The 17578-nt window shown below is 36.7% G+C and carries 18 protein-coding genes; 11 read left to right on the top strand and 7 right to left on the bottom strand.

Annotated features, from left to right (window positions below):
• Positions 1-48: 48 nt before the first annotated feature.
• The 6 genes from rplI to R4146_RS02080 all read left to right on the top strand — a co-directional run bounded on the left by rplI (position 49) and on the right by R4146_RS02080 (position 5216).
• On the top strand, positions 49-501 hold the full coding sequence (gene rplI / locus R4146_RS02105) for a 50S ribosomal protein L9 (RefSeq protein WP_339959803.1): 453 nt from the start codon (positions 49-51) through the stop codon (positions 499-501).
• An 87-nt stretch (positions 502-588) separates the two neighbouring features.
• Complete coding sequence (gene dnaB, locus R4146_RS02100) at positions 589-1971, top strand: replicative DNA helicase (RefSeq protein ID WP_339959802.1); 1383 nt, start codon at positions 589-591, stop codon at positions 1969-1971.
• Between the two features lie 153 nt (positions 1972-2124).
• Positions 2125-2616, top strand: coding sequence for a GNAT family N-acetyltransferase (locus R4146_RS02095; protein ID WP_339959801.1), 492 nt, complete (start codon positions 2125-2127; stop codon positions 2614-2616).
• Between the two features lie 209 nt (positions 2617-2825).
• Positions 2826-4070: an NRAMP family divalent metal transporter gene (locus R4146_RS02090; RefSeq protein WP_339960636.1), complete on the top strand. Its 1245-nt coding sequence runs from the start codon at positions 2826-2828 to the stop codon at positions 4068-4070.
• A 149-nt stretch (positions 4071-4219) separates the two neighbouring features.
• Entirely contained in the window at positions 4220-4465 is a 246-nt protein-coding gene (locus R4146_RS02085) for a hypothetical protein (RefSeq protein ID WP_339959800.1), read from the top strand.
• Between the two features lie 73 nt (positions 4466-4538).
• The gene (locus tag R4146_RS02080; RefSeq protein WP_339959799.1) at positions 4539-5216 is read left to right on the top strand and encodes a triose-phosphate isomerase; all 678 of its coding nucleotides are present in this window, start codon (positions 4539-4541) and stop codon (positions 5214-5216) included.
• 67 nt (positions 5217-5283) lie between these two features.
• Here the strand turns inward: R4146_RS02080 and R4146_RS02075 are convergent, their stop codons facing one another.
• Positions 5284-6279 carry a D-alanyl-D-alanine carboxypeptidase family protein gene (locus tag R4146_RS02075; RefSeq protein WP_339959798.1) on the bottom strand — a complete coding sequence of 332 codons (996 nt, stop codon included), beginning with the start codon at positions 6277-6279 and terminating at the stop codon, positions 5284-5286.
• A 202-nt stretch (positions 6280-6481) separates the two neighbouring features.
• Here R4146_RS02075 and R4146_RS02070 point away from each other — a divergent pair, with 202 nt between their 5' ends.
• A complete protein-coding gene (locus R4146_RS02070) occupies positions 6482-10069 on the top strand; it encodes a KxYKxGKxW signal peptide domain-containing protein (RefSeq protein ID WP_373695329.1) in 3588 nt (1195 codons plus the stop codon).
• On the opposite strand, the gene R4146_RS02065 is transcribed toward R4146_RS02070, so the two are convergent.
• Complete coding sequence (locus tag R4146_RS02065; RefSeq protein WP_339959796.1) at positions 10040-10234, bottom strand: hypothetical protein; 195 nt, start codon at positions 10232-10234, stop codon at positions 10040-10042. The two genes, R4146_RS02070 and R4146_RS02065, sit on opposite strands and share 30 nt — an antisense overlap.
• A 94-nt stretch (positions 10235-10328) precedes the next feature.
• Here R4146_RS02065 and R4146_RS02060 point away from each other — a divergent pair, with 94 nt between their 5' ends.
• A complete protein-coding gene (locus R4146_RS02060; protein WP_339959795.1) occupies positions 10329-11081 on the top strand; it encodes a DUF5776 domain-containing protein in 753 nt (250 codons plus the stop codon).
• A gap of 85 nt (positions 11082-11166) precedes the next feature.
• Here R4146_RS02060 and R4146_RS02055 read toward each other — a convergent pair whose 3' ends face one another.
• The 5 genes from R4146_RS02055 to R4146_RS02035 form a co-directional block, all read right to left on the bottom strand.
• Positions 11167-11973 carry a manganese catalase gene (locus R4146_RS02055; protein ID WP_339959794.1) on the bottom strand — a complete coding sequence of 269 codons (807 nt, stop codon included), beginning with the start codon at positions 11971-11973 and terminating at the stop codon, positions 11167-11169.
• A 557-nt stretch (positions 11974-12530) separates the two neighbouring features.
• Positions 12531-12902 carry an ASCH domain-containing protein gene (locus tag R4146_RS02050; protein ID WP_339959793.1) on the bottom strand — a complete coding sequence of 124 codons (372 nt, stop codon included), beginning with the start codon at positions 12900-12902 and terminating at the stop codon, positions 12531-12533.
• A gap of 554 nt (positions 12903-13456) precedes the next feature.
• On the bottom strand, positions 13457-13537 hold the full coding sequence (locus R4146_RS02045; protein WP_339960635.1) for a type I toxin-antitoxin system Fst family toxin: 81 nt from the start codon (positions 13535-13537) through the stop codon (positions 13457-13459).
• Between the two features lie 593 nt (positions 13538-14130).
• Positions 14131-15291, bottom strand: coding sequence for a site-specific integrase (locus R4146_RS02040; RefSeq protein WP_339959792.1), 1161 nt, complete (start codon positions 15289-15291; stop codon positions 14131-14133).
• Positions 15292-15357: 66 nt separating this feature from the next.
• The gene (locus tag R4146_RS02035; RefSeq protein WP_339959791.1) at positions 15358-16032 is read right to left on the bottom strand and encodes a helix-turn-helix domain-containing protein; all 675 of its coding nucleotides are present in this window, start codon (positions 16030-16032) and stop codon (positions 15358-15360) included.
• Positions 16033-16176: 144 nt separating this feature from the next.
• Between R4146_RS02035 and R4146_RS02030 the strand changes: the two genes are divergently transcribed.
• The 3 genes from R4146_RS02030 to R4146_RS02020 all read left to right on the top strand — a co-directional run bounded on the left by R4146_RS02030 (position 16177) and on the right by R4146_RS02020 (position 17422).
• Positions 16177-16362, top strand: a complete 186-nt coding sequence (locus tag R4146_RS02030) for a helix-turn-helix domain-containing protein (protein WP_339959790.1) — start codon at positions 16177-16179, stop codon at positions 16360-16362.
• The gene (locus tag R4146_RS02025; protein ID WP_339959789.1) at positions 16363-16635 is read left to right on the top strand and encodes a helix-turn-helix domain-containing protein; all 273 of its coding nucleotides are present in this window, start codon (positions 16363-16365) and stop codon (positions 16633-16635) included. It abuts the gene before it with no gap.
• A gap of 85 nt (positions 16636-16720) precedes the next feature.
• Positions 16721-17422, top strand: a complete 702-nt coding sequence (locus tag R4146_RS02020) for a Rha family transcriptional regulator (RefSeq protein ID WP_339959788.1) — start codon at positions 16721-16723, stop codon at positions 17420-17422.
• The last annotated feature ends 156 nt before the right edge of the window (positions 17423-17578 follow it).

Below are 17578 nucleotides of genomic sequence, written 5' to 3'. Positions count from 1 at the left end.
CCAGTTTTTCTGTTAAATTAGAGTTGGTAAATAAAGGAGTGGATTTTAATGAAAGTTATCTTCTTAGAAGATGTTCGCGGAAAAGGAAAACGCGGCGAAGTTAAGGAAGTTCCACAAGGATATGCACAAAACTTTTTAATCAAGCATGGTAAAGCTAAGGCTGCTACTGGTTCTGCAATTGGTCAACTTAAGGCTGAACAACGGGCAGAAGCTAAAAACGAAGCCGAAGAACTTGCTAATGCTAAAGAATTAAAATCAACTTTAGAAAATGAAAAAACAGTAGTGGAAATTACTGCTAAAGCTGGTGCTGATGGTCGACTATTTGGGTCCATTCCAAGTAAGCAGATTGCACAAGCACTAGATAAACAATACGGGATTAAGTTGGACAAGCGTAAAATTGAAATGGCTCAACCAATCCGCTCAATGGGATACACTAATGTACCGGTTAAGCTTCATCCATCCGTTACTGCAACCATTCGAGTACACGTTAGCGAAAAATAATCATTGATTAATTCGTTTATATGATAGTTGGAAATAGAACTGGGGCGCCCGCTCCAGTTCTATTTGATTATAGACAAGGGGAATCTAATGAGTAATGAAGTAATGAGTCAGGTCCCACCGCAGAATATTGATGCGGAAAAAGCAGTCTTAGGGGCAATCTTCTTAAATACTGAATCCTTACCTGAAGCAATGGAATACATTGAAGCAGATGATTTTTATAAAAATGCTCATCGCATTATTTTTCATGCAATGGAAGCACTTAGTGATCGGGATGACAGAATTGACTTATTAACCGTTTCCGATTACTTAACGTCGCAACATCAAATTGATGATGTTGGTGGCGTAGCATATTTAACTGAACTAGCTCAATCAGTTCCAACGGCATCAAACATCGTTTATTATGCTAAGATCGTTCATAATAAAGCGATTGCCCGTAAACTAATTGAAGCAGCAACTAGTATCGCTACCGAAGGATACAACAATAACGATGATATTACGACATTGCTAGATGATGCAGAAAGTAAAATCCTCAATGTCTCTGAAAATCGAAATGAATCTGGATTTAAAGCAATTAGCGATGTATTGAAAGACTCATTTAATGAAATTAGTGATTTATCTAAAAATCAAGATACCGTGACGGGCCTCTCAACGGGATATAAAAAGTTAGATGAAATTACGACTGGATTACATGGTGGTGAATTGATTATTTTAGCCGCTCGTCCAGCAGTTGGTAAAACGGCGTTTGCATTGAACGTAGCTCAAAACGTTGCGACTAAGTCTGATGCTACCGTGGCCATTTTTAGTTTGGAAATGGGTGCAGAACAGTTAGTTAACCGGATGTTATGTGCAGAAGGTAGCATCGATGCCAACCATTTGCGAACTGGAAACTTAAGTAATGAAGAATGGCAAAACCTAGTGATTGCAATGGGGAGCCTTTCCAATGCCAGTGTGTACATTGATGATACGCCAGGGATTAGAATGTCTGAGATCCGAGCAAAAAGTCGGCGCTTGGCTAAGGAAAAGGGTAACTTAGGGCTCATCGTAGTTGATTATCTTCAACTAATTGAAGGTGGCAATCGTGAAAATCGGCAACAAGAAGTTTCCGCGATTTCACGGCAAATGAAAAAATTAGCGAACGAACTAAGTGTACCGGTAATTGCACTATCGCAACTATCCCGGGGTGTTGAACAACGGCAGGATAAGCGACCAGTGCTATCTGACATTCGTGAATCAGGGTCGATTGAACAAGATGCGGATATCGTTGCATTCCTATATCGTGATGACTATTACGAACGGGATGGTGATGACGATGATGATAACGGTGGCCAATCCGATGACAATAACGACATTGGTGAAGTTGAAGTCATCCTAGAAAAGAACCGTTCTGGTCCACGAGGCACTGTGAAATTATTATTTGTAAAATCGCACAATAAGTTCTCATCAATTGCATATAATGATGATGGACAATGATGAAAGGGATTGCTAACTTAGCAATCCCTTTTTTATTTTCACTAATGTTACACGTGAAACAATATCATTAAAGAACGTTAAAATTAGTCGTAATTATACAAATCCTTCTGTTATAATATCATTAGTTAATGAATCGAAACGGAGTGATTAATAATGAATCCAATTTATAGACATCCCGAATTAAAGGACGTTGACGGGATGCTAAATGTCGAACAAAGTTGCTTTGAACCAGATGAACAAATGGATCGTGATGACTTTGTTGAAGTGGTTAACAATGTTTCGGCAATGTCATTTGTAATTGATGTGGATGGTGAAATTGCGGGGATGATTTCTTGTCGGACGACTGACAAGGATGTTTTAGATAACGAGAGCTATTACGAAGATTTAGCCCCTAAGGCCACTGACACCAACTTAGCTGTTTTAGGATTAGCAGTCCTCCCTAAATATCAAGGGGCAGGATTAGCAACTGAGCTCTTAAAGCGAGCGGAAGCGGTTGCAAAAACGGATGGATTAACTAGTTTAATCCTTGATTGTCGTGATCGATTAATACCATTTTATGAAAAATATGGTTTTCAATTATTACGTCGATCTAATTCTACTTTCGGTGACATTAAATGGTTTGGTATGCAAAAAAAGTTAAAATAAATTGATTTTTCACAAAGTGGGACCAATCGCCATCGTGACGGTTGGTCCCACTTTTATGTTTTTACATACTATATATTGTGCTATCTAAATTACATATCACATACATGTTGTGTTTTGTAGTCTTTCATTCTAAATTTTTTTGTTCTAGGATAAATGTATCGAATTTTTTAGGAGTGAGCGTTTTGGAAGAAACAACAAAGTTATCATCATTGGATGATGATCAGCACGGAATTAGTGATCGAATTAAACTGTTCTTAAAGGTGTGTGGACCAGGACTAATCGTAATGTTAGCTGATACTGATGCGGGATGCTTAATTACCGCTGCCCAATCTGGTTCGCAGTTCGGCTACTCAATGATCTTACCGCAGTTACTCTTGATTCCGATTTTATTTATGGCCCAAGAGATGACAGTGCGACTAGGGATTGTCACTAAGCAAGGGCATGGCGAATTGATTCGAAAACACTTTGGTGGTGGCTGGGCCGTTTTATCCGCAGCAACCCTCTTAATCTCGGTCATTGGTGCGTTATTAACTGAAATGATTGGGATTGCTGGTGTAGGTGAGCTATTTGGAATTTCTAAATGGATTACCGTACCGTTCGCAACGTTGATCTTACTAGTGGTTTCGTTTAAAAATTCATATCACAAGGTCGAACACATTGGAGTAGCAGTGGGATTATTTGAGTTAATGTTCATTATCGCTTTAATTGTAGTTAAGCCAGATCTAAGCAGTATGTGGAATGGCATCAAAACAGTGCCATTTGAAAACTCATCGTATTTATACTTAGTTGCGGCCAATGTGGGAGCCGTAATCATGCCATGGATGATTTTTTATCAACAAGGAGCAGTGATTGATAAGAAGTTAACACCGAAGATGATTAAGCGTGAGCAATTGGATACCGGAATTGGAACGGTAATTACGCAGGGCATTATGATTGGTTTCGTTGTTTTATTTGCTGCTGCAACTGCCAAACACAGATCTAGCCCGTTAAATACTGTGGGCGACTTAGTTAATACCCTGGCGCCATTTTTAGGTAGTGACTGGGCTAAATTAATTATGGGTGCCAGTATCTTAGGTGGAGCCTTAGTGGCAGCCATCGTGGTTAGTTTATCTGGAACCTGGGGAATTACAGAGGTATTAAATATCCGGCATAGTTTAAATGATCGGGTGAATAAACAAAGTGCTGGTTTTTACACGACGCTAACGTTGATTTATATTGTGGGTGCTGCGGTGGCCCTATTTAATAACCATACGGTGGAACTAGCGGTGTTAGTGGAAGTCATCAATGCATTAATGTTGCCCATCGTATTAGGATTCTTATTACTACTAGAAGCAAAGGCACTGCCAAAGGAATATCGCATGAAAGGAATTTATCGTTGGACGGTCATTATTTGTAGTTTAGTGGTAATGGGATTTGGCTTATATATGGTTGGTCCCATGCTGAAACTCTGGTAAAAGCTACTATCATTGATTAAATTAATGTAAAATAAGGGCCAACGGTGGTGAAAAATATGATTGTATTCCTATTATTGGCCTTTTTTATTTTGATGGTAATCTGTGTTGCGTTATTTTTTGGTTGTATAAGCTCAATTTTAGTTCTAATCATGCTGGCAATATTATTTGCAGTAGCTACCTGGCTAATTTTATATGCCGGGTTAGTATTAATCGTCTTTTACTTGATATTTATCTTTTGGCGGTGGTTATTAGAACATCATCCTAAGCTATCCAAGAAATTGGGATTATATATTATTAACAATTGGTTGATGGGTGTGAACAATGGTCAAACAAAACGCAACGTGATTATTTTATTCATCATTGTGTTAATTCTAATTTGGTTGGTTAAAAGGTAAAATACTATAATCTTGTTGTACAATTGTGCTAGAATTAAGTTGCAATTAACTGAATTAGAAGGAGAAGTTTAAAATGTTATGTATAATGAATTTTAAGACTTTAATGCCTGTTAAAGAACAACAATCAATGATGGCAGATGTTGAAAAACACACTTTCAAGCCTGATTTGATTATTTCACCAGTAATGCTACAACCAAACAAGTTTAAGAACTTCCAAGAAGCTGCACAAAACATTACCATTACTAAGCGGACTGTCGGCGAACCATCTGCTGATGAACTTCACTACTTAGGAATTAAGTATGCATTCGTTGGTCATTTGGAACGGCGGATTCAACTTCACGAAGATTATGATGTAATTAACAACAAGCTTGAAAATGCTTTGAAACATAAGATTACACCAATTATTTGTATGGGTTCCGAAAATGATGAAGATGGAATTCAAGAAGAATTTGATAAAATCGTGGGGGACTTAGACTTAAGTAACCACGAAGTAATTATTTCATGGGAATCCATTAAATCAACCTTGGAAGGAAAGCGGCTTTACTCAGATGAAACTGCTGCTAGAATCTTCAATGAATTAAAAGAAATCCTTTCTAAGTACGAAAACGTTAAGTACCGGTTAGTACTAGGAGGTCACGTTGAACCAAGAGAAGCTGAATTAGCTAAAAAACTTGGTATCGATGGGGTACTAGTTGGTGATCGCTTCAAACACTTTGATCAACTAAAAACAATCTTAGATCCATTATCATAATAAAAAAAGCTCAGCTAACTGAATTTGGTTAGCTGAGCTTTTTTAGTATCAATCAATGACGATTGGTTTACATATTTGAATTAAATAGTGAAGAATATTTGTAAATGGCTGTAATCATCTTAGCTTGATCATGAGAACCATTTTTATCATTTAAAGTAACAACGATTAAACGATGATTGTTCTTCTTACTGGTACTGACTAAACAATAACCAGCTAGTGGGGTATAACCAGTTTTAAGGCCATCAACCTTAAGCGCTGGAATATAGCTGTTACCACCTGGTAATAGTTCATTTTCATTTTTGAGGGTTTGACCATCTAGGGATGCATATCGATGATCAGCATCATTTACAATGCTAGGGTAAAGGCTCAAAATATGGTGAGCGATGATTGCCAGTGCACGAGCACTAACCTTATTGTAATCATGCTTGCTACCATATTTAAATCCATAGCGATATAGATCTGAATTTTCTAGACCAGATGCAGATACAAAGTGAGCCTGATTGTTAATGTCCCAAGCATCAGCTTGTTTATTCATCATGGTAATGAAACGATTATTAGAGCCAGCAACATATTGACCAAGTGCAATGGCGGCACTATTAGATGACGCAATTAAAGCAGCTTTATATAGACTATGAACGGTATAGTAACTACCAGTATTCATTCTAAAGTTCCCTAAGTCTGAGCTCTTACTCATCTTACTTAAGCTACTTGAAATCCGAACCTTGTGATTCCATTGCCCTAATTGCTTAGCCTTTTGGATTGCTAAGTATAGAGTCATTAACTTAGTCGTAGAAGCAATGGCATACTTAGTAGTACCATTTTTAGAATAAACAAATTGGCCTGAATTATAATCCATTGCAGCAGCAGCCTTGGCACTATTTTTTAACTGGTTAAGGCCAGTAGCAGAAGTAATTAGCTTATTAGTACCAAGTGAGTCAGCATTGTCTGCATAATCATAATTAGGGACATAACTAGCATTCGCAGTGTTAACTGCGGTCATCCCAAAGGTAAACGTTGCCAGTAAAAGGATGACTCCCTTTTTTATACTTTTTTGATGAAACATCATATCCACCTCGATAATTTATGTAATCATTATTAATCATATTCCTAAATAAAGATTTATTTATAAATGTTATAATTTTGTAACTAAAAAGATAATATTATGAAATAATAATTTATTAATGCTGATAATTGACAAGGATTAAATAAAAGTGCTTAACTATAGGTATTAATAGGACACGATTGAAAAAGGGGATTGATAATTTATGTATGATAAAAAACATTTAAGAGCGCAAAGTATACATAAAAAAATGTATAAACGTAAAAAAATGTGGATCGTGGTTGGAATCACCACCTTTGGATTATTAGCTGGTGGTTATGAAGCCAATGTAGCCCATGCGGACTCAGTTACTAACAATGCATCTAATAATGTGACTCAAAGTAGTGCTACTGAATCTCAATCCTCAAATAATGACAGTAACTCAAGCACTAACCCTAGTTCTTCGGATACTAATTCAAAAACCAGTACCCAATCAACTAATAGTGGTGCTAATACTAGCTCAAGTGGTAACGTTACTACGACTAGTAGCAGTAATGATAATACTAGCTCGAACAGTAATACAACAACTAGTAGTGGTAGCACTGGCTCAAATAACAATACTATGAGTAGTGGCAGCACTGGTTCAAATAGCAACACAACAAGCAGTGGCGGTACTGAATCGAGTGGCAACACTACAATAAGTAGTGGAAATACTAGCTCGAGTAGCAACACAACTAATAGTGGCAGTACTGGCTCAAGTAGTGATACAACAACTAATAGTAACAATACTACAAGTGGCAACAATAATAATGATGCCGCATCACTTGCAGCAGCAAAATCATATGAAAGTGTAATTAATGGCTATTACCAACAGGCGCAAACAACTGTTAGTTCTGCTAATGGCCAGTTAACGAATGTTCAAACCCAAGCGTTAGTATTATCTGGGCAACAAGAATATGAAATGGCAAACAGTGTGTCTTCACTTGCTAGTCAAATGAGTAGTTTACTTGCTAGTGAATCGCAATTGTCCACTAGTTCGTTCAGTAGTTATGCTAGTCTATCAACATCAATTGCTAGTACCGCCAGTGAAACTTCAATTATATATTCATCTCAAGCATCCATATATTCTAATGCAAACAATGCTTGGAGCCAGTTTAGTAACTATAATGATAATTTTAACTCGTTATTCACTCAGGCCAGTTACACTGCTAGTGTAGCTTTTTATAATAGTAGCGTTGAGGACTACGCATCTAGTGCAGCGGATTCAATCGGGAACTCGTTCTTTGATTTAAATGATAATCTGGAAAGCATTGAATTTATTTCTGATCAAGCTAGTTCTTATGCCACGGATGTGCAAGGATTAACTTCATCTGCCCAAAGTCAAATGAGTAGTTTATCATCAGCTGCTTCTCAAATTAGTATTTTATCTAATTCGTTGGCTAACTTAGGTTCAATGATGATTGATGGAACTGCTGCTAAATCATTGGTAACAAGTCTTGCAATCCTTTCGCAATCAATCCCAACAATTGCCAGTCAATGGAGTGCAGTTAGTGCTAACCCGGGGAGTGGGATTCAATTTGATAGTGCTGCCAGTAGTTTTAATTCAATTGTAAACGAATTACAAAGTGGTTATGCAGAGGGGTCTGATGGGGTAGTGCCAACGATTACCTCTTCAACTGCTAGTTATGGATTATCAATCGAATCATTTTCTAGTCAAAATACCGCTGATCTAAGCAGTGCGATTCAAAATTCACCATCACTAGCAAATTCAGCAGTGTTAATTAATAATGATTTGGTTAGTGCAATTAATTCGTATTACACGTCATTAACTGCATATACAAGTGCAGTTAGTTCAGTGAGTGATCAAGTTAGCAGCGCTGCTCAACAATATACTAGTATATCAAATGATAATAATTCACAAGTTAATTCAGCTTCACAGCAGTTTGAAGATATGATTGCGAGTGCAAATCAAGCTTCACAAGCTGTTTCTAATTATGCTAGTTCAACGAATGCGATTATTAGTAGTTATCAAAATTTATTATCATCTGCTAATGCACTTTCATTGACTAGTTCAGATTTAAGCAGTGCTCAGTCGCAGCACTCCTTATTACAAAGTGCGCAATTATCTGCTAATGTTATGGATCAAAGTGTTGCTAGTGTTGTTGCTTCGATTAGTGCTGACAGCGGCTTCGTCCAAAACATTGTGCTCCAAGGCAATACCAAGCTGTTAGTTTCGGTGGTTAGTTCGGATGCAGTTTATCAACGATCCGTGACTACGACTGCTAATACGATAGCTTCTAGTGCTCAGGTTTACGAGTCTGGACTACAGAGTTTATCGACTGCTGTTAGTTCTGCGTACGATAGTTCCGTAGCAGCAAGTACAGCGAAGTCGGAATATGATAGTTCGGTCGCAGCTAGTTCAGCAGCGAAGTCAGCGTATGACAGTTCAGTTGCGGCTAGCACAGCGAAGTCAGTATACGATAGTTCCGTCGCAGCTAGCACAGCGAAGTCGGAATATGATAGTTCCGTCGCAGCTAGTTCAGCAGCTAAGTCAGCATATGACAGCTCGGTTGCAGCTAGTACAGCAAAGTCGGAATATGATAGTTCAGTTGCGGCTAGTTCAGCAGCTAAGTCAGCATATGACAGCTCGGTTGCAGCAAGTACAGCGAAGTCGGTTTACGATAGTTCCGTCGCAGCTAGTTCAGCAGCGAAATCAGCGTATGATAGTTCAGTTGCAGCCAGCACAGCAAAGTCGGTTTACGATAGTTCCGTCGCAGCTAGTTCGGCAGCGAAGTCGGCGTATGATAGTTCCGTAGCAGCCAGCACAGCAAAGTCAGTATACGATAGTTCCGTAGCAGCAAGTACAGCAAAGTCTGAATATGATAGTTCAGTTGCGGCAAGCACAGCGAAGTCAGTTTATGATAGTTCCGTAGCAGCCAGCACAGCGAAGTCGGAATATGATAGTTCCGTAGCAGCTAGTTCGGCAGCGAAGTCGGCGTATGATAGTTCCGTAGCAGCCAGCACAGCAAAGTCAGTATACGATAGTTCCGTAGCAGCTAGCACAGCGAAGTCGGAATATGATAGTTCCGTTGCAGCAAGTACAGCGAAGTCGGAATATGATAGTTCAGTTGCGGCTAGTTCGGCAGCGAAGTCAGCGTATGATAGTTCGGTAGCAGCAAGTACAGCGAAGTCGGAATATGATAGTTCCGTAGCAGCTAGTTCAGCAGCGAGATCAGCATACGATAGTTCGGTTGCAGCTAGCACAGCTAAGTCAGTTTATGATAGTTCCGTAGCAGCTAGCACAGCAAAATCAGCATACGATAGTTCCGTTGCGGCAAGTACAGCGAAGTCGGAATATGATAGTTCCGTCGCAGCTAGTACAGCGAAGTCGGAATATGATAGTTCCGTCGCAGCTAGTACAGCGAAGTCGGAATATGATAGTTCCGTCGCAGCTAGCACAGCAAAGTCAGTATACGATAGTTCGGTTGCAGCTAGCACAGCGAAGTCAGTTTATGATAGTTCCGTCGCAGCTAGCACAGCAAAATCAGCATACGATAGTTCCGTTGCGGCAAGTACAGCGAAGTCGGAATATGACAGTTCCGTCGCAGCTAGTTCAGCAGCTAAGTCGGCGTATGACAGTTCAGTTGCAGCAAGTACAGCGAAGTCGGAATATGATAGTTCCGTCGCAGCTAGTTCGGCAGCAAAGTCAGCATATGACAGCTCGGTTGCAGCTAGTACAGCGAAGTCGGCGTATGACAGTTCAGTTGCGGCTAGTGCAGCAAAGTCAGCATATGATAGTTCTGTAGCGGGCTAGTACAGCGAAGTCGGCGTATGACAGTTCAGTTGCGGCTAGTGCAGCAAAGTCAGCATATGATAGTTCTGTAGCGGCTAGTTCAGCAGCGAAATCAGCGTATGACAGCTCGGTAGCGGCTAGTTCAGCAGCAAAGTCAGCGTATGACAGTTCAGTAGCGGCTAGCACAGCGAGATCAGCATATGACAGCTCGGTTGCAGCTAGTTCGGCAGCGAGATCAGCATATGATAGTTCCGTTGCGGCTAGTTCGGCAGTAAAGTCGGTGTATGATAGTTCCGTAGCAGCTAGTTCATCAGCAAAATCAGCATACGATAGTTCCGTTGCGGCTAGTTCTGTAGCTAAGTCAGTTTATGATAGTTCCGTAGCAGCTAGTACAGCGAAGTCAGTGTATGATAGCTCGGTAGCAGCCAGTTCATCAGCAAAATCAGTATATGATAGCTCTGTTGCGGCAAGTTCATCGGTAAGCTCAAACGATGATCGTTCTAGTACCACAGTTTCATCAACAGTTGATGTATCGGTCAGGGCAACACGAAAAAGTTCTGCTAAATCTACTGCGAATGAAAATAAATCTTCGTCAAATAGCTATAATTATGTTTCCGCTAACAAAGCCATTAAGCTAAAAGTGGATGGTAAAGAAGTAACGATTAAGCCATCGAGTGAAACAAATATTAAACTATTTAAGGTTACCCGTAATAGCAAAGGATGGCATTATCTACTAGATATTAATGGTAAGAATGTAAAATTAACAACTAAGAACGATGCATTTAATTCACTGTACTATCACAGTAATGAAGCATTTAAACGTTCTAACGGTAAATTAGTTGTTTATATTAAGAAAAATATCCGAGAACATTCTGATTATAAGTTTAGTAGTGGCAAAGATCTTAAAGTTTATCATTCTGGTGATAAATTATTGGCAAAGAAGATTATTGCTTCTGGACACACCTATCGCATTGAATTAACGAATGGTAATTATATTACTGCTAATCGCTATTTTGTTAGTCACAAAAAATAATAATATGTAGAAAAAGGCAACCTATCACATAAATAGGTTGCCTTTTTGGTTATGAATATTTTATTATTTTAGCTTTAAATTTTAATTAGCCTTGGTCATTGTGGAAACGTTTGTCTGCAGGCTTAGTTTCAGGAATTCCACCCATAGCTTCTGGATCTTCTTGGTATTCGAACTTGTGGCCATCCTTAGCAGTTTGACCTTCGAATGCACGTGATCCTTCACCATCAGAGAAGTTCATGATAGTGTGGGCGAATTGCTTGTGTTCGATATCACCCATGTCACCAGGAACGATCACACCGTATTTTTCTTCAAGTTCTTCTTGAGCCTTCATGAATTGTAATTGGTGTTGAGTTTCACGAGCCAATAGGAACTTCAACATGTCACGAACACCTTCGTCTTCAGTCATGTAGTAAAGACGACTAACTTGTAAACGAGCTTCTGATTCACGAACAACGTTGAAACGCATGTCGGCAACTAAGTTACCACTTGAAGTAGTGTAACCAGCATTCCATGCAGCACCGTTAGGGTTGTTAAGACTGGCAGTCATACCATGAACAAGACCATGTTCAATGTCCATTCCACCCATTACAGCAGCTAATGAAGGGTCTTTCTTCATTTCTTCAGCAGTTGCGTGGATTGGAGCGCCTTCTAGTAGGTATGCAATCATAGTTGAAATCATTTCAACGTGAGCGATTTCTTCAGTACCTGTATCTAGTAATAAGTCTTTATATTTTTCATCACCAGTTGATGACCAACCTTGTGAAAGGTATGACATCATTCCAGTTACTTCACCCCATTGGCCACCTAATGATTCTTGTAACCGGCGTGCCATCAATGGATCTGGACGATCTGGCTTAGCGTTGTATTGTAACTTACGAGTGTGCTTAAACATAAAATATACCTCTTTCTTTTAAATCCTAATTAGACAGAGCTATTGCTAGATTGTCTTCATCACTACAATTTACATATTCTACGAAAAAGAAGTTTGATCAAGGCTTCGATATATCGTATACGATATAATATAGCACGACTTATTTTTTGTGTCTACCAATGCAAGCCATTTTTTATGATGATATAAATTTGAATCCGTCTAATTGTTTGATAAATCAACGTTTATGGCAATGAAATAAATTTAAAGATTTTACAGCGATAGTGGTTTGAAGCCATTTAAATACTAATCAACCATGTTAATTAATAACATAATAGTCATAAATCCCTCTAAATATCACTTAAAATGCTGATTATAGCGTGTTTTACTGCTAATAAAAGAGAAAAATGTATCGTATAATATGCAATTGTAACGAAAAAAGCATCCACACAATTACCATTTAGGTAGGCGTATGGATGCGTATGTTATTTTAATCTAGTCATTTTATCATTTTATTATTCTGATCCAACTGTATTTTCAATTAATAATTATATTATTAATCTGGTTGATACTATATATGACTAATGATTCAAATATATAAATGATTGTGGAGCCTGCTTAACATCTAAATCACTTAATGATAAAGGCTCCTCAAGTGTTTCTAATTTATCTATTTTAATAGCTACCGCCTTATTTGAGTTTTGATAGTACCTAGAAAAATCACTGAGGTTCATTCCAGAAACAGAACTACATTTATTCCAAATGTTATTAGGGGTATCTATAATTACATCAGTCAATTTAAATTTGTGTGTTACTTTCATAATCGGGCGGGTTTCATATATGTATATATAGTCCACTGGTTTTTTAAAGGCATGTTTTCGAAATTCGTATTTTTTGTTTCCGTTTATAATTTCATTAACGTACTTTGGTTTAATTGATATTAATACATCCATTGATTGCATCTCCTTTTTTATATTATAAGATGATATATTGAGAGTGTTAAGGGCACATTTGTCGTCCTATAAAAAGGCGTTGCATTGATTAGTAGGTACTTGGATAGGCTATCTTAAAGTAGTTGTGGTGTTTCATGGTATTGCAACTATTTACGAAGAATGCTGATATTGGTGGCTCAGTTTTGAACAGTGAGATTTATAGGGAATTGCGAAAAAGTACGCAGACTTATGTATGAACTAACCATAATATTTCGTAGACCAATTTTGGTCTGCTATATGAGAATATCTTTCTACTAAGGATTGTGCTTAATTTCATGCTCTTTTTTAGTATCATGTAAAGGTAGCCTCAATTTAGAGTTTCCTAGATAATAACGCTTTAAATCAGGGTGGTATTATACCTAAAAATAGATATAATAGTTGAACATTAACCTAAAACTGTTAAAATGTAATTGTGATGAGTATCAATAGTAACACCAAAAAGAGTTACCAAACTAGTGCAATAGTAAGGTAACTCTCTTTTTATCTAATCATAAGCTAAGCAATTGTCGACACCATTATTTGTCTAGCCAATGATTAAACATACTAACGACTACACCAACGATAATTGGCAATAGTAATTGTGTGATGAGTATCATAAGTAACACCTCCAATCTTTGTCAGATTGGGCACAGTGCCGACTTGATTATATTAACATATTTTATTTAATAAAGGGTACCCAATTGATGATCCCTTATAAAGTGTAGAATACTACCTTAAAAGTCTTGAAAAGATGCTTTATTCATGATCTAGTTACAATTCAATTTAAGTAGTTTACCGAAATCCATTGATTTAGGATATACTAGACTAGCAATTATGGTTAATTGCCAAAATCATAATTAGAAACTATCTAATGAATGCTAATGCTTACATATCTGCACAAATCAACTATTACTTAGTTAGATATTGAAAACTAATGTAAAATGAAAAGGCTACTCAATTAAGAGTAACCTTACATTCCACTACACCCACGATATCATTTATATTGAATAATACTGACTAAGCGAATGCCTAATAAACGAAAAAAGCTATCATAACAAGGTTTTGATACCCTATCACGATAGCTTTTTATCAGTTAGTGGGCAGTCGGGGTTTTGAACACTAGATTTTAGCAAATGCTTTCGTGACGCTGTATATAGGCGTTTATAGCATCATGTAAAATTAGAATGACTAGGTAAATGACTAAGTTTTGTCAGAAATCAAGATAATTTACTAGTTTATTTACAGCATCTTTATTCTGCTGTTTAGTAACGTGAGTGTAGACATTCATAGTAGTTTGCACATCTTCATGCCCTAATCTTTCTTGAACCTCTTTAATTGATGCACCAGATGCAAATAAAGCTGATGCATGTGTATGCCTAAAACCGTGTACTGTTATTTTGGTTAATCCATTTTCTTTTATGATTAGGTTTAACCATTTAGCAGGCGTATTTAAACATTTATGCGTGTTGGTAGTCGTTGCAAATACTAGTTGGGACTTCTTAAATGTGTTAAAGCCAAGCATTAAATAACGTTGCTTTTGGGCAGTCCGCCACCGTTTTAGATAATTGATTGTAGAACTATCTAAAATGATTGTACGCCGTCCTTTTTTAGTCTTTGGTGCTTGTACAATCTGCTTACCTCTTAAACCTTGAGTAAGTGTTTTATTAACTCTGATTGTGTTTTCACTAAAGTTAATATCATCCCACGTCAGTGCCAAGCATTCGCCACGCCTTAAACCCGCAAAAGCTAGAACACGGAACAGCGTAAACTTTTCTAACTCTTTGTTAGGATCAATACATTTAAAAAATCTTGCTAGTTGTTGCTTATTCCAGAAATTAGCAAATTTGTCGCCTTTTTCATCTTGTTTTTTAGGGATGCTGATTAACTTACATGGATTAGCACTAGCAGTATTGTCTATATAGCCCTCTTTAATAGCGTAATCGAACACCATTGAAGTGTAATGATACCATTTAGTAAACGTAGCAGGGGCTATCTTGAACCATTGATTTACCGCTTTTTGAACATCATTGATTTTAATAGTCCGAATACGTTTATCACCGAACGTTACTAAAATATGATTTTTAAACATCCCACCAGTCCGAGCATAAGTGGACTCACGAACCGTGTTTATATAGGCTTGATACCATTGTTTATATACATCTTCAAACTTAATATTATTCTCTTGTTTTATGCCTCCTTGAGCTATTTCTAGTTGCAATCTAGATAACTCAAGCGAGGCTTCTTTTTTTGTCTTAAATCCACGTCTAGTGGTTTGTTTTTGCTTACCTGTTTGTAAATCTACACCAAGGTAAAGTTGAAACTTGTAACGCTTTGAACCGTCCTTTGTTAGATACTGCTTAATCGTTGCCATTATTATCATCCCTCTACACAACCGTGGGTGCGGTGGTATGTAGTGGGGGAACAATAGATTATTAGTTTATATAATGTAATTTACACTATCGTTATCGTTATAATCATCTTTTATTTTCAGTACAGGCATTATATGTTTACCTGATTTTGTAGCAGTAAAGTTAAAAGACCAAAAATTTATATTAGGTGTAACTGTAATTCCAAAATTCTCGCTATCAAACGGAACATCATATTTAAAATCTATTTGTTTAAAACATTTTTCAATTAAATTCATAATGAAGTTTTGATTTTTATATGATGAAGCTGTAGAAAGTTTTCTGTAGAAAGATGATGTGTAAAAGTCTTCATCCATACTTAATGTGAAGGTAACATTATTGTAGATACCATTAATTATTAAGAAATTAATATATATATACAATTCAAAATGCTCTTCATGCTGAAAACTATCCTTAGCTTTAACATCTGAAATTATTAAGAATTTTGTTTTATCAGATTTATCTAATCCTCCAAATGTGTCTATTTTAACTGATATTTCAACTGTATCAGGATCATCAACAAGTAGCTTATCTCCTGGAACATTTAAGTAATTTGCGATTTTATTTATTGTGTTTAAATTTAGCATGGTTACAGAATTATTTGATATTGCAGATAAAGTTTGTCTACTTATTCCAATATCCCTAGCCATTTTTGTTAATGTTATATCTTTTTCTTTAAGATATGGCTTTATTTTAAAAGTCAGCATTAATTTCCCTCCTTCGATGTCAACTATAATCATACAACTTTTACAAATGAGTTGACAAGGCTTGAAAACAATATTAACATATTAACGTAAAGCAAAATGATACATTATTCAATTAATGCTTTACGAATAAGGAGGCGAGCTACTTTGTATATTCCAAGATTAATGACTTATAAACAGGCAATGAAATATTTAAATATTAAATCTTACAATACTCTTTATGTCTACATTAATAATGGTTTGCCCGTTACTCACTTAGGAAATACTAAGCGTATTGATAAGAATGAACTTGATAAATTTATTGCATCAAGAACTAAAAAGGAAGTGATCTAAGTGGAAATTACTTTAAGCGAAAAGCAAGAGCAAGAGTTTAGTAACTATGTAACTGGATTATTAAATACTGCTATTGAAAATGCTGAGCGTAAAGCTAACTTGAACAGTCCCTTTTTAAAGGGCAAAAGAGCGGCAGCTAAGTATCTAGGTGTATCAACTCAAACACTAACCAAGATGATGAGTAGCGGGCTTGAATGCCACTATATTGAGGGATTGGAAAATGTAGTGTTTTTTGATAAGCGAGAAATTTCAAAATTCATAAAACAACAATAAATTAATGCCGTGGGTGCGGTGGATGATACAAAAAATAGCCCTTAATATGCAGGCTATTAGGTGTTTTAAATATTGGAGGCAATAAATGAAAGATGTTATTAAGTATGATCCATTTAATATTGGATTTGATTTGTTAAATATCGGTTTTGTATTTGTTAAATCTAACAGTGAGAATGAAGAACCATTTACGACTAGTGATGCAATAGCTAAAAATGCAGGTGTTGATGAAGAGTCTGTTAAAAGTTTAGCAAGAAATAACAAGGGGGTTTCCAGATTTAAAATCCGAAAACTTCATGCTAAAAACGGCAGACCTAGAGAAATATTTATATTTAATGAACAGCAAGCTATTTTCATTATTACGCTTTTAAGAAATACATCACGTGTAATCAAGTTTAAATACAACTTATCTGTTGCTTTTGTTAATACAAGAAAGTTATTAGATAGTCGGAAGTTATCTCATGAACAGAGCAAACCAGTGTCAAAGTCATTAGGGGAGAGCATCAGGGATAATCCTAATATGAATGGTAGCCATGATTATGCCAATCTAAATAAGTTGATTTATAAGATTGCCTTGAATACTACCACCAATCAATTAAGAAAACAGCGAAACATCCCTAAAGGAGCGGTTTTAGCTGACTATCTAACAGTTGATGAACAACAAGCAGTTAATAAAGTTAAGAATGCTGTAATTGCATTAAATGGCTTGAATATGGCGTATGCAGACATTAAGAATGCTATCACACCTAAGCAATACAGATTACTTGAAAAAGTGAAAGGAGATGAATAATCAATGCAAGGATTTATTAATGCACATTCACAACTTGGCTTATTTTGGGTTTTTGTCGTTATTTTTATATCTTTTAAGGTAGGTAAGCAAGTACAAAAGTTTGACTCATTAAAAGCATATTTTAAGTATTTAATTGAAGATTAGGAGTAATTGTTA

Source organism: Nicoliella lavandulae (genome assembly GCF_037546185.1).
GTDB lineage: Bacteria > Bacillota > Bacilli > Lactobacillales > Lactobacillaceae > Nicoliella > Nicoliella lavandulae.
This window is presented reverse-complemented; position numbering and strand designations above follow the sequence as displayed.